Source organism: Olsenella kribbiana (assembly GCF_036408795.1).
Lineage (GTDB): Bacteria > Actinomycetota > Coriobacteriia > Coriobacteriales > Atopobiaceae > Olsenella_L > Olsenella_L kribbiana.
This window is the reverse complement of sequence record NZ_JAZGJP010000020.1, coordinates 18,359-31,501: the sequence shown is the minus strand read 5'-3', so window position 1 is coordinate 31,501 and position 13,143 is coordinate 18,359. Positions and strand designations below refer to the sequence as shown.

Below are 13,143 nucleotides of genomic sequence, written 5' to 3'. Positions count from 1 at the left end.
GACTGCCAGCCCCAGCTCCCGGGTCGCCCGGTGAAGGCGAGGAAGAAGGGCGTGAAGGGAGCGAAGAGCGTTGCTGCCTAGGCTAGCCCCTTGTCACACAAACTACCGAAGCCTCAGAAAAAGCTGAGCGATGCGATGGCAGTCAATGCCCCAGCAAAACGAACCTTCCGAAGCAGATAAAGCAGACCCGCAGCAGCACATCCAATTCCGCCAGCGCGATTCCGAACGGTGAAACCAGCACCGCTCTCCGCGAAGGAGCTGAGGCCATAGCGAAAGGTGGGACCGGCAAATCATACAAGACAGCCGAAGACATGCTTGCCGCGATACGAGCAGAGTGCTGATGGGCTATCTGCAATGGATCTAGATACTGTCCTTTATATCCCCGAGGCAAGGTATCTTTGAGGCTTTTCTTGCCTACCGAGCTTCACGTCTTCTCCTTCAGCGTTATATACGCCTAGTTTCATCTCTTATCATTGCATGGAAGAACCCGCAGAAGAACAATCCCAGCGGGGGTGCTATCCGCCGTTTCGAATCGATGTGTCCCATCTCTGGCAGATAATGTGTTCGAGCTGGCAAAACAGTCCGTTAACGTACGTTTTGATATGGAGCGTTGCTATGGAGATAAGGACTCTCAGATACTTCTTGGCGGTCGCCCGCGAAGAGAGCATGACAGAGGCAGCCAATGTCCTGCATGTGACACAGCCGACGCTCTCGCGCCAGATTGCGGAGCTCGAACAGGAACTGGGATGCACACTCTTCAGGCGCACGAACCGCTCGACGACGCTCACCGAGGACGGCATGAGGCTCCGCCAGCGTGCAGAGGAGATTCTGGCGCTTGTGGAGCAGACCGAGTCCGAAGTGGGTCCTGGTGCAGAGCTCCAGGGCACGGTCCGCATCGGCGCAGCAGAGACCCAGGCCATGTCTTCTGTGGTCGAGGCATTCCGCCAGCTCCAGGCACTCCACCCCAAAGTCAATCTCAACCTCTCGACCGGCAATGCCGACACGATCGAGGAGAGACTCGAGAGAGGTGTCGTGGATTTTGCTGTCGTGCTTGATCCCTTCAAGGTCGACAAGCACGACCACCTCGAGCTTCCCCAGAAGGAACGCGTCGGTCTCCTTGTCCGTCCTGACCACCCGCTGGCACGAAAAGCCAGCGTCCATCCGGAAGACCTCGAAGGCCTCGACCTGATGGTCTCCTCCCGTACGGCACACGAGACCTTCGACCTCATCTCCTGGTCTTCCGGCGTGCTCCAAGAGGGAAGCTGCCACATCGTTGCCCGCTTCGATATGATCGGCAACGCCCTGCTGCTTGTGCGCGATGGCCTTGCTTCTGCCATCTCGATCGAAGGCGTCTGCCCTGACGACCTTGTCTTCGTGCCTCTCGAGCCGACGCTCACAGCAGGCGCCCACCTCATCTGGAAGAAGTTCCGTCTCCTCTCGAAGACAGGAGAAGCCTTCATCAGCGAGATGCGCCGCGTCGTAGCCGAGCGCTGAAGAGGTTCCTTTCCTCGTGCAGTTCAGACAGGATGGCAGAGTCCTCAGAACGTGGCACTGTCATCCGCCTGCCGAGCAGGAGCCTGGCAGGCGCAAAGCAGCGGATACTGCCATTTAGTCCACGCGTCGCAGGCACGCTCCTCCAAGCTCTGGCTGGCAGCAAGACGACTGTCAGCGCTTGGTTGTGCCGCCATGTCCCGGACGGCGGCTTCTTCGGCTTTGCAGCGGCTGCAGCTGGTAGCAAAAGCACCTCATGCATGCTGCCAGCATCTGATAGCACGGAGCAGAAGAGCCGGGCGGCTCTTCCCGTCTCTGTCTTCGTACAAAGGAACGGGCTCTCTTTCCTCTGCCCGTTCCGTGCATGCAGAGCCTGTCCGCCACCGGATAAGCCGCACAGCAGACTCCGGATGCCGAGATGTTCCAGCTATGGGAAAGGGCCTGGAGCCATGGTGCCTCCAGGCCCTCCCGTCTGGCCATCTCTAGGCAAGTGCCAGGTAATCCTTGTCCTCGACCGGCTCGAGCCACTCGTTCGTGGCGCCCTCAGCCGGCACCGCGAGCGCGATGTGCTGGAACCAGGAATCCTTTGTTGCGCCATGCCAGTGCTTGACCTCGGGCGCAATGCTCACGACATCGCCCGGCGTAAGCTTCTGGACCGGCTTGCCCCACTCCTGGTACCAGCCCTCGCCTGCGATGCAGATGAGGACCTGGCCGCCCTTGTGATGCACGTGCCAGTTGTTGCGGCAGCCCGGCTCGAAGGTCACGTTGCAGGCACTAAGCTGCGGGTCTCCGAGCGATGCCAGATAGCTGTTGCCGATGAAGTACTTCGCATAGGCCGTATTCGGGTCGCCCACCGGGAAGTCCTCGGAAAGGCCTTCAGGAGAGGTCACGGCGCCTTCCTCGTCCTCGGTCCAGACCTGCTTCGCGAGGTTGAAGACAGCCCAGCCCTTCGGCCAGCCGGCATACATCGTGACATGGGTGATGAGAGCTGCGATCTCGGCACGCGTCACGCCGTGCTTCTTTGCGTTCTGGAGATGGTAGAGAAGCGAGGAATCCGTGATGCCCTGTGCCATGAGGGTCGTGACGGTGAGCATGCACTTCGTCTTCGTGGAGAGCGCCTCCTGGTCCCACACCTCGCCGAAGAGGATATCGTCGTTCAGATGGGCGAACTCCGGTGCGAAGGTTCCGAGCTGATCGCGTCCTGCTGTCTGCTTCATTGCAATCCCTTTCCTCATCCTGCTCTGCGCAGGAAGCCTCATGCGTTCTCCGACTTCTTGAGCATGTAGATCAGATAGTCGAGATGTTCGAGCTTCTCCTGCTCTGCATGAAGGCTCTCGAGCCTTCTGTTCCGGCAGCGGCTCAGAAATGCGACCTGGGCAGCCGTGCCAGAAAGGCCTGCGAAAGCCTCGACGTCCGCTTCGGTGAGCCCAGCATCTTCAGGCCTGACTGCGCTGTATGCATCCATTGCCGTCCCTTCCTCTCTCTTGCCGCTTACAGCATAGGATTGGACAAGCGCAATGTGAAATGCCTATCATGCTGACTCTGCAATAGTAGATATGCATAGCAAGAGAGGCATCAAGAAAGAGCCTTGCGCACCTCATCCTGGAGCGCAGGCACAACCTCCGACTCGAACCAGGGGTTCTTCTTCATCCAGATCTGGTTTCTGGGAGACGGATGGACAAGAGGGAAGGCTCCTGGCAGATAGTCCTCATATCCCCGCACGATATCGGTGAGCTTCACCTTCTGCGGCAGCTCCAGATAGTGGTGCACGGCATAGGTCCCCACAAGCACGAGGAGCTTCACGTCGGGCATCTGAGAGAGCAGAAGCGGGTGCCACTTCTCGGCAAATCCTGCACGTGGCGGCAGGTCTCCTGACTTCCCCTTGCCCGGGAAATAGAAGTCCATAGGAAGGATTGCGACCTGGGCAGGGTCGTAAAAGACGGAAGGCTCCATCCCGAGCCAGGACCTCAGGCGCTCGCCGCTCTTGTCGTTCCAGGGGATATGCGTCTCCTCTGCGATGCGTCCCGGTGCTTGGCCGACGATCACGACACGGGAGGTAGCAGAGGCCGTGTAGAGCGGATCTATCCCCCGCTCTGTATAGGACACGTTCTGCTCGTCCTGCCTGATTGCCTCATAGATCTCTGCGAAGTCCATATGCACCCTCTTCCCTGCGAAAAACGGGCTCCCGGCACGCTGCCGGAAGCCCGTCTGAGATCCAGTCTTTGAGATCCTAGCCGATGAGGAGCTTGAGGTCGTCGTCGACCGTCGTGATGCCGGCAATGCCGAAGTTGTCCACGAGGACCTTTGCGACGTTCGGCGAGAGGAATGCCGGAAGCGTGGGGCCGAGGTGGATGTTCTTGACGCCGAGGGAGAGGAGGGCAAGAAGGACGATGACGGCCTTCTGCTCATACCAGGCGATGTTGAAGGCAAGCGGCAGGTCATTGATATCGTCGAGGCCGAAGATCTCCTTGAGCTTGAGCGCAATCAGGGCAAGCGAGTAGGAGTCGTTGCACTGGCCCGCGTCGAGCACGCGGGGGATGCCATCGATGTCGCCGAGGTTGAGCTTGTTGTAGCGGTACTTCGCGCAGCCTGCCGTGAGGATGACAACGTCCTTCGGGAGCTTCTCTGCGAACTCCGTGTAGTAGCTCCTCGTCTTCTGGCGGCCGTCGCAGCCTGCCATAACAACGAACTTGCGGATGGCGCCAGACTTGACAGCAGCGACAACCTTGTCGGCAAGCGCGAAGACCTGCTCATGGGCGAAGCCGCCGACGATTGTGCCATGCTCGATCTCAGTCGGTGCCGGCAGTGTCTTTGCCTGCTCGATGATCGGCGTGAAGTCCTTGTAGCCGTTCTCGTCTGCCTCGATGTGGCCGCATCCCGGATAGCCTGCAGCACCCGTCGTCCACATGCGGTCCTTGTAGCTGGCCTTCGGCGGCACGATGCAGTTCGTGGTCATGAGGATGGCGCCATTGAACTTCTCGAACTCGGTCGTCTGCTGCCACCAGGCGTTGCCGTAGTTGCCAGCGAAGTGAGGATACTTCTTGAAGGCAGGATAATAGTGGGCAGGAAGCATCTCGGAGTGCGTGTAGACATCGACGCCGGTGCCTGCAGTCTGCTCGAGGAGCATCTCGAGGTCCTTGAGGTCATGGCCGGAGATCAGGATAGCGGGGTTCTTGCGAACGCCGATCTCGACCTCGGTCACCTCCGGGTTGCCATACGTCTCGGTATTGGCGGAATCGAGCAGAGCCATGCCCTTGACGCCGAAGGAGCCGGTCTCGAGCGTCAGCGCCACGAGATCGTCGACCGTGAGGCTGTCGTCCGTGACCTTGGCAAGCGCCTGCTGGATGAAAGCGTCGATCTCGTCTGCATCGCGGCCGAGGACATTGGCATGCTTCGAGTAGGCAGCGAGGCCCTTGAGGCCGTAGGTGATGAGCTCGCGGAGGGAGCGGACATCCTCATCCTCGGTGGCAAGGACGCCGACCGTGCGTGCCTTCTCCTCGAAGGAATCGCGCGTGCCCTCCCAGAGCGCTGCCTCAGGCAGGCCCTCGGTGGAGGAAAGCTCGGCGAGAAGCTGCTTCTTTGCGACGAGGGTGTCCTCGATGCGCTTGATGATGGCTTCCTTATCGAAGTTGGCGTTCGTGATCGTGGTAAAGAGGTTCGTCGTCACGAGGTGGTTCGTGTCCTTCGTGACCTCCTTGCCCTCGGCACGGAGTGCCGAAGCAACCTGGGAGATACCCTTCGTCACGTAGATGAGCAGGTCCTGCATTGCTGCCACATCAGGGGTCTTGCCGCAGACGCCCGAACGCGTGCAGCCCTTGCAGCCGGCAGTCTCCTGGCACTGGAAGCAGAACATCGGCGTATCCATGCTATTTGTCCTTTCTTTCACTGCAGGCATCCGTACCTGCAGGCCTCTCCATCCACCGAATATGTTTCCTATCCGGTATCATTTCCTCTTCATTGTTGGCTGCATCTCTGCTAGAGTACGTTGCCAGGACCACATTTTGAGTTTTTTCGACAAAGGGGATGCAATGGATCTGGCCGCCCTCTCAGATATCCCGCTCTTCAGGGGCATCAGCGCCCAAGCGCTCGAAGAGATGGCAGAAGCGCTCCGGATGCATGAGGAGCGCTACGGGAAAGACGAGCTTATCCTGCGTGCCGGCACGCTCACGCAGTCTTTGGGCATCGTGCTCGCAGGCTCTGTGACGATCGAGAGCAACGATGCCTGGGGCACCCGCACGATTCTCGGCTTTGCTGGCAAAGGCGAGGCCTTCGCAGAGACCTATGCGCTCCTGCCGAAGGAGCCGCTGCTCGTCGATGTGCGCTCACATGAGTCCTGCCGCATCCTCTTCATCAGGATCTCGCTTCTTGCGCACTATGCAGAAGCGCAGAAGCTCTGGACCAAACAGCTCTCCCAGAACCTCCTCATGAACGCTGCCAAGAAGAACCTCATGCTCTCGCGCAGGAGCTTCCTCATCGCCTCGAAAAGCGTCCGCGAGAAGGTCATGGCCTATCTCAATGCGGAGTCCATCAAGCACAAGGCCAACACGTTCGAGATCCCCTTCAACCGCCAGCAGCTGGCAGACTATCTGAATGTCGAGCGCACGGCGCTCTCGAAGGAGCTCAGCCGGATGCAGGCAGAAGGCTATATCAGCTACCGCAAGAACCGCTTCACGATTCTGGCAAAGCCGTCCGTCCGCTAGGGCCATCCCTCCTGGCCTCATGCCATCCCCAGCTCCTTCTCTCATGCGTTGGGATGAAGCAGCAGATCCCTCTTTCCGCCATGCTTCTGGCCATGGGACTCTGTACTGGCCACCCCTGCCAGGCAGGAGAATGACAGGGCATTCGGCTTCAGGCTCAAGACCATCAAGACAAAGCAGGGTTCGGCAGCCAGAAGGAGCTTTTCGGCCGCGTCAAGGACGAGACCTTCACGAAGGCAGGCCCAATCCCGTGGAAGACGGCTTTGCCGACGCAATCGTGTATCCGCCCCCTCGACCGCCAGAACCAGGTCTGGGTCATGCTCCAGGGGAAGTACAGGATCATCGTCCAGAAGAGGCAGACAGCAGTGTTACCGACGTGCTCATCAACGCCGCGCTCGGCGTGGCCGCAGACGACATGTTCGCGATCGGCTCCGCCTTCGTCACCAATGCGAAGAAGACAGAAAAGCTCGCCGAGACGGCTACCGCAGAGCTCAAGGCACTTGACCTCTGAGGCAGCATGCCGCACAGAAAGGCTGGCCTCAGTCAAATGCTGTCAGGAGGTAGAGTGCCGTGTAGAGCACAAGCACGGTGCCGGAGAGCCTCATGAAGACGGCACGCTTCAGGTCCACATAGGCCACCCATTCACGCACGAGCGCATTGAGGGCGAAGTAGAGCCGCACCTTGGCGCCTGCTCCGTCGGCCGCGATGCCGAGGGCACGGGTGATCAGAAGCGCACGGAACACGTGATAGTCATCAGAGACGACAAGGAGCCGTCCTTCGGAGACGAGCCCCTCCTTTTCACGGAGCGCTTCCGAAAAGGCGATGTTCTCACGTGTCGTGGTCGAACGGTCCTCGACGAGAATAGCCTCTTCGGGCACACCCTGTGCAAGCGCGAAGGCACGCATGGCATGGGACTCAGGCTGGAGCCCATCTGCACCTTGCCCGCCTGACATGATGAGCTTCGCTTCGGGATGGAGATGCCAGAGCTCGATGCCGCGCTTCACCCTGTTTGCCAGAAGCGGCGTGACCGTGCCGTCCTTCATGAGGGCAGCGCCGAGAACGACGACCGCATCGTAGCGGCGATGCCGGTGCGGCCACTGCACGACGACGCCTGCCACGGTGTAGAAAGCGAAGGCTGTGCCCAGAAGAGCGATGAGAAGAGCTATGAAGCCGAAGATGAAATCGAAGACAGTGCCGGCAACCGGAATGTCGCCGAGAGCGCTCCGCACAAACGGCCAGATGGCCACATAGACGACCATCGCGCAGCCAAGGCCGAGCGAGAGCATGTTGCGCAGGCTTCTTCCCTCCCGCCGAATGAGCCGTATGCCCGTGACAATGAGCGTCACGACGAGTACGACCGGAAACATGAGGAGGAAGGCAAGGAAGAGCACAAGGATGGCCAGCACGAGCGTCTGCGACCACGGAAAGACATCCTCAGGGAAGACTGCGACAAAAAGAAGGGAGAGCGCCAGGATGGCAGTGCCGGCTGCGACAAGGGCGGCGCATCCCAGCCAGATCGTGCGCTCCTCGCCGAGCCGGAGCCGCCAGAACCAGAGCTGTCCCAGACCGGCCATGGCTGCCGCCAGAACGACGAAGATCCCTTCGCCTGCAAGATCCACTGCAGCCGCCTTTCCTCTGTGCCTTTGGGCACAAGGATAGCATCTCAGAGATAGCGGCCTGTCACCGACGCCGGACAGCTGCTGGCACCAGCTGGCACCCCTGCATAGACGATGCGGCCGCCTGCCTCGCCGCCTCCCGGTCCCATATCTATCATCCAGTCGGCGTTCGCGATCATATCGAGATCGTGCTCGATCACAAGGACCGTCGCCCCATGGTCGATGAGGGTCTGGAGCACCCCTTCGAGCACTTCCACATCATGGGGATGAAGGCCGATCGTCGGCTCATCGAAGACGAAGAGCGCATCTGCCTGGTCACGCTCCATCTCCCCGGCAAGCTTGAGCCTCTGCGCTTCGCCGCCCGAAAGGGCAGGCGTCGCCTCGCCGAGCGTGAGATAGCCAAGGCCCAGATCGTGGAGCACTTGGAGCTGGGCATGGACGCGCCTGAACGAGGATATGGCTGCAAGTACCTCGTCGACCGTCATCTCCATGAGCTCGGGAAGCGCAAACGACTTCGGCTCTGCCCCTTTCTTCGCACGGGCGAAGCTGCGCCTTATCTGCCATGCTGCCTCGCCGAACCTCCCGCCGCGGCAGGAAGGGCAGGTGATCTCGACATCCGGCAGGAACTGCACATCGAGCGAGATCGTGCCGGTGCCATCGCAGACGGGGCAGCGCAGCGACCCTGTGTTGTAGGAGAAGTCTCCCGCATGGAGACTGCGCTCCTTGGCAGAGGGAGCCTGCGCGAAGGCACGTCTGAGCTCGTCCATCACGCCCGAATAGGTGGCAACCGTCGAGCGGACATTCGCGCCGATCGGCGTCGAGTCGATCAGATGCACCCTGCGGATGCCGGCAGGAGCGATGCTCCTCACCTGGGAGGGAAGCTTCTCTCCCTTCGAGAATGCTTCGAGTGCCGGCACGAGGCATTCGAGGACAAGCGTCGTCTTGCCGGAACCGGAGACGCCCGTGACGACCGTCAGCGCTCCCAGCGGCAGCTCCACATCGAGCGGATGCACGGTATGGAGCGCGTTCGCGGAAAGCCTGAGCGCACCGCGCGAGAAGATGTCTTCCACCGAGCGGACAGGCCGTATCCTTTTCGGCTTTTCCTGCAGCAGATAGGCAGCAATGCGGGAGTCAGGGCTTTCTGCCACTTCCGCAGGCGTGCCCTGGGCGATGATGCGGCCACCTTCCTTGCCAGAGCCTGGCCCCACTTCGATCAGATGCTGCGCATGCTCGAGCACATGGACATCGTGGTCCACGACGACGACCGAATTGCCATCTGCCAGAAGGTCGTCCATCACGCCGAGGAGCCCTTCGACATTTGCCGGATGCAGGCCGATCGAAGGCTCGTCGAGCACGTAGAGAACGCCTGTCGTCCTGTTGCGCACCGAACGCGCGAGCTGCACACGCTGGCGCTCTCCTGTCGAGAGCGTAGAGCCCGCGCGGTCAAGCGCAAGATAGCCAAGGCCGAGCTGCTGGAGACGGGAGAGAGGCTCATCGAGCGTCGCGACGATGGATGAGCCTATCGCCTTCACCTCTTCGGGCAGGCTCGGCACGACCTCAGGCAGCCAGCCGGCAAGCTCATCCACCGTCTTGGCTGTCGCCTCAGCCAGATCGATGCCCAGGACCTGGGGATTGCGTGCCGCATCGGAGAGGCGCGTTCCTTTGCAGGCCGGGCAGGGTTCCTCCTTCAGGAAGCGGGCAATGCGCTTGACTGCGCTTTCCGTCTTTGCCTTGGCAAGCGCATTCTCGACCGTAGCGACGGCGGAGTAGTAGGTGAAGTCAAGCTCTGTTGCCGTATTCGAGCTCTTCATATGCACAACGATATGGCGCTTCTCCTGAGGGCCATGGAAGACGATTTCGCGTTCCTTCGGCGTCAGCTCCGAGAATGGCACATCGGTACGCACGCCCATCTCGCGGCAGACATCCTTCATCAAAGACCACATGAGCGTGCCCCAGGGCGCGACCGCTCCCTCGTCGATCGTCTTCGATTCGTCCGGAACGAGCGTGCTCTCGTCGACGACGCGCATCGTGCCGGTGCCACCGCAGGCAGGGCAGGCACCATCGCTGTTGAAGGCCAGCTCTTCTGCGCCAAGGCCGTAGAAGCTCTCGCCGCAGACCGGGCAGACGATCGGCTTCTCGAGCGCCACGTTCATCGACGGTGCAACTCTATGTCCGTTCGGACACCTATAGGAACCGACACGGGAGAACAGGAGCCTGAGCGAGTTCAGCGCTTCTGTCATCGTGCCGAAGGTCGACCTGATGCCGGGCACAGGGGGTCTCTGATGGAGCGCCAGCGCTGCCGGCACATAGCGCACCTCGTCGACGTCGGCCCTGGCTGCCTGCGTGAGGCGCCGCCTCGTATAGGTCGAGAGCGCCTCCAAATAGCGACGAGATCCTTCTGCGTAGAGGACGCCAAGCGCAAGCGAGCTCTTGCCGGAGCCCGAGACGCCGGCAATGCCGACAATCTCATGGAGCGGCACACGCACATCGACCGACTTCAGGTTGTGGACCCTCGCGCCTTTGACTTCTATCGCTTCAGGGATGTTCTGCATGCATGCCTCCAGGACTCTTCAGGTCCTCTTAGGGTATCTCGCATATATGATGCAGGACAAGCCTTCTACTCGTCCCAGGCCCTGATCTCTGCCGTATGGGGATAGCGGCGCAGGACCGCCTGCCAGCCAAGAGCAGCACAGATCATGCTGACGAGAATTGTCCAGGCAAGAGATGACACATAGTCCGTGCCGAGAGCGCCGACAAGAAGCATGCCGCAAGACCCCTGGACCGTGCTTGTGAAGTTGATGGCAGAAGCCGTCGTGCCGCCGGCATCGCGGAACTTGGACAGCAGGATATTTGTCGAGAGCGGACGCAGGCTCGCCTCCACGATTGCAAAGACAGCAAAGGCGGCGCAGAAGAGCCAGGGTGCAAGATGGCCAAAGACGAGAAGAGCCGCCCCTGCCGCCACAGCCACGCCGATCTCTGCTGTGATGAAGGTCCTGGCCTGCATATGGCGGGAAGCAAGCTCCCAGGCAAAGGGGCCAAGCACGGTCACAAGGGCAGCGATTGCATAGTACATGCCATAGCCAAGCTCAGAGAGCCCGAAGTAGGACTCATAGACGAAGGAGGCCACCGACACATAGGCCATGAAGCCGAGGTTTGGAAGCGTGAACACGAGAAGAGGCAGCGTGAAGGCAGGAACCTTGAGGACAGCAGCGAACTGCCGCACCGTCTCCCCTTTCTCGCTCGAGACATAACGCTCGGACACAGGAAGCGATTCCTCGAAGGCACATGCCAGGACGGACAGGAACACGCCCGACGCCGTCAGAATCCAGAATGTAGCCCGCCAGTCGAGGGCCATAACGACCCAGGCGCCGACAAGGGGTGCCACGACAGGACCCAGGATGAACATGAGCTGGATGAAGGAGATGGCAAGCTGACGCCTCTGCTCCGTGAAGGCATCCTTCACGATCGCGTTTGTCATTGCATCGGCAGCTCCCGCCCCAAGCGACTGGACGATGCGCGCCACAATCAGCACCTCGATCGAAGGAGCGAGGGCACAGGCAAGAGATCCGGCCACATAGAATGCCAGCCCGCTCAGAAGGACCGGACGCCTGCCGCGCCTGTCAGAGAGCGGACCGAAGATCAGGAGCCCCACTGCGAAGAAGAAGTTGTAGCCCACCAGCGTCAGGTTCACCATCGCCGTGGTCGTGAAGAGACGTTCTGCCATATGGGGAACGGCAGGCGTATACATGTCGAGGGAGAGCGGCATGAGCATCGAGGTACCGACGAGCAGGACCATGAGACCCAACGTGCCGAGATGCTCCTGCGGGCGTGCCAGCCAGCTGCCTTGCGTCTCCATAAGCCATCCTGTCGAAGTAGGGGCATCTGCCCATAAGGCAGGTTCCACGTATATGCAGTGCCGTCTATGGTAGCAGGTACAGCACAGAGGGCAGCCTCGCCCAGAAACCTGCCTGCTTCATGCCGCGCAGCGGACAGGCGTGCCTGCATTCAATGTCCCACAACGCTGCATCGCACGGGCATTCCGTCAGCACCTGCAGCCTGCGCGCTGAAAGCGCTCCAGAACGCTCCTGAAAGGCACTTCCTTCAAAGCATGCAGCGCGCAGCCAGGCCTGACAAGATCCTGAGTCTCGGCTCAGCGCTCCTTTCCACCGGCGGCCGCCGGACAAGGCGAGAGATACCACAGCCAAGACAGCCACGCATGCATCGCAGCACGAGAGATGCTGTCACCCAGCTTCCTGTCAGCAAGATCCTCCGTATTTGGTGCCTTCCTGTTTGTCTGGATTCTCTGGAAGATGCAGGATCGTCGGCACAGGCACAAGCTTGCGCCAGGATTCGCGCCCGCGCGGACATGCAGAGCTTCTGCATTGGATTGCAAAACGAAACGCAGGGGATACCGCACGGCCGCAGATTTCGCCTACACTGGTGCAGGACGGCGGAAGAGAAGGAGCGAGGCCATGCTCAGGCTCATGATCGGATCGGACATCCACCGGAAGCTCGACCATCTCAAAGAGGCGCTGGACAATGCCAGGTCCGAAGGCGCGCTCGATGCCATCCTCCTCGCAGGGGACTTCGAGGCAGCGCAGGAAGATATCGACCGTCTGGGCATCCCCGAGCCTCTCTATCTCGTCCACGGAAACAACGATGCGCTGCTTGCGCCATCAGATCCTGCCGACGAGCTTGTGATCGATATCGAAGACGACAGGATCTCAGGCGTCCATGCAGCCGGCTACACAGACCCGCTGCCGCCACGTCCTGCATCCTCTGCCCACCGCATCCTCATGACCCACGGCCATAGATACCACGCGCCGCGCCTTCTGGCCCTGCGCGCCCGGGCCCTTGAGGCGGGAGCCGACATCGTGGTATATGGGCATACACACCGCTATCAGGAAGATGCCGGAGAGCCAGGAGATGCCCTCGTCCTCAACCCTGGCACCCTCATGCCGGCACCAGGCTCGGGGCGCTGCACCTACATGATCCTCGAGATTGCAGGCAGCAAGGTCCGTCCCCTCAGGCACGAGCTCTGAACCTCGAAGCGATGCATGCAGCTCCGATGAGGAGGGGCTGCCCGCTGCACCCTGTCTGCATCATGCAGACAGGCCCAACCCTTCATATCCTCGTGCATGGTACTCAAAAGATGTTTGGCTTGTCTTGAGGGCATGACACCAAGACAGGGCGCCCCACGCCCTGGCCTGGAATCTGGACCTTGCTGCATAGCATCGCTTGCTTCCACACGCTCGGCGGGTGGCTTTCTGTGCCGCGCTGCGCCTGCACAGGCTGAAGCTTTTGACAAACGGGGCGCAGTTTACGGCGCCAGCCCCTCC

Annotated in this window: 11 protein-coding genes; 4 read left to right on the top strand and 7 right to left on the bottom strand. The window is 60.6% G+C overall.

Annotation, left to right across the window (positions count from 1 at the left end):
- The first annotated feature begins 615 nt into the window (after positions 1–615).
- Positions 616–1,494: a LysR family transcriptional regulator gene (locus tag VXJ24_RS10240; RefSeq protein ID WP_330972818.1), complete on the top strand. Its 879-nt coding sequence runs from the start codon at positions 616–618 to the stop codon at positions 1,492–1,494.
- A 479-nt stretch (positions 1,495–1,973) separates the two neighbouring features.
- Here the strand turns inward: VXJ24_RS10240 and VXJ24_RS10235 are convergent, their stop codons facing one another.
- The 4 genes from VXJ24_RS10235 to hcp all read right to left on the bottom strand — a co-directional run bounded on the left by VXJ24_RS10235 (position 1,974) and on the right by hcp (position 5,356).
- Positions 1,974–2,708 carry a carboxymuconolactone decarboxylase family protein gene (locus tag VXJ24_RS10235; RefSeq protein WP_330972817.1) on the bottom strand — a complete coding sequence of 245 codons (735 nt, stop codon included), beginning with the start codon at positions 2,706–2,708 and terminating at the stop codon, positions 1,974–1,976.
- Between the two features lie 38 nt (positions 2,709–2,746).
- Entirely contained in the window at positions 2,747–2,956 is a 210-nt protein-coding gene (locus VXJ24_RS10230; protein WP_330972816.1) for a hypothetical protein, read from the bottom strand.
- A gap of 110 nt (positions 2,957–3,066) precedes the next feature.
- On the bottom strand, positions 3,067–3,645 hold the full coding sequence (locus tag VXJ24_RS10225) for a uracil-DNA glycosylase family protein (protein ID WP_330972815.1): 579 nt from the start codon (positions 3,643–3,645) through the stop codon (positions 3,067–3,069).
- Positions 3,646–3,721: 76 nt separating this feature from the next.
- Positions 3,722–5,356, bottom strand: a complete 1,635-nt coding sequence (gene hcp, locus VXJ24_RS10220; protein WP_330972814.1) for a hydroxylamine reductase — start codon at positions 5,354–5,356, stop codon at positions 3,722–3,724.
- 163 nt (positions 5,357–5,519) lie between these two features.
- On the opposite strand from hcp, the gene VXJ24_RS10215 reads away from it, so the two are divergent.
- Positions 5,520–6,191 carry a Crp/Fnr family transcriptional regulator gene (locus tag VXJ24_RS10215; RefSeq protein ID WP_330972813.1) on the top strand — a complete coding sequence of 224 codons (672 nt, stop codon included), beginning with the start codon at positions 5,520–5,522 and terminating at the stop codon, positions 6,189–6,191.
- A gap of 373 nt (positions 6,192–6,564) precedes the next feature.
- Positions 6,565–6,699, top strand: coding sequence for a hypothetical protein (locus tag VXJ24_RS10210; protein WP_330972812.1), 135 nt, complete (start codon positions 6,565–6,567; stop codon positions 6,697–6,699).
- A gap of 28 nt (positions 6,700–6,727) precedes the next feature.
- On the opposite strand, the gene VXJ24_RS10205 is transcribed toward VXJ24_RS10210, so the two are convergent.
- From VXJ24_RS10205 to VXJ24_RS10195, 3 genes are all read right to left on the bottom strand, one after another.
- Positions 6,728–7,807: a YdcF family protein gene (locus VXJ24_RS10205; protein ID WP_330972811.1), complete on the bottom strand. Its 1,080-nt coding sequence runs from the start codon at positions 7,805–7,807 to the stop codon at positions 6,728–6,730.
- A gap of 44 nt (positions 7,808–7,851) precedes the next feature.
- Positions 7,852–10,356, bottom strand: coding sequence for an excinuclease ABC subunit UvrA (locus VXJ24_RS10200; protein WP_330972810.1), 2,505 nt, complete (start codon positions 10,354–10,356; stop codon positions 7,852–7,854).
- Between the two features lie 65 nt (positions 10,357–10,421).
- Entirely contained in the window at positions 10,422–11,660 is a 1,239-nt protein-coding gene (locus VXJ24_RS10195) for a Bcr/CflA family efflux MFS transporter (RefSeq protein WP_330972809.1), read from the bottom strand.
- A 616-nt stretch (positions 11,661–12,276) separates the two neighbouring features.
- Between VXJ24_RS10195 and VXJ24_RS10190 the strand changes: the two genes are divergently transcribed.
- Positions 12,277–12,846, top strand: a complete 570-nt coding sequence (locus VXJ24_RS10190) for a YfcE family phosphodiesterase (protein WP_330972808.1) — start codon at positions 12,277–12,279, stop codon at positions 12,844–12,846.
- Positions 12,847–13,143 lie beyond the last annotated feature (297 nt).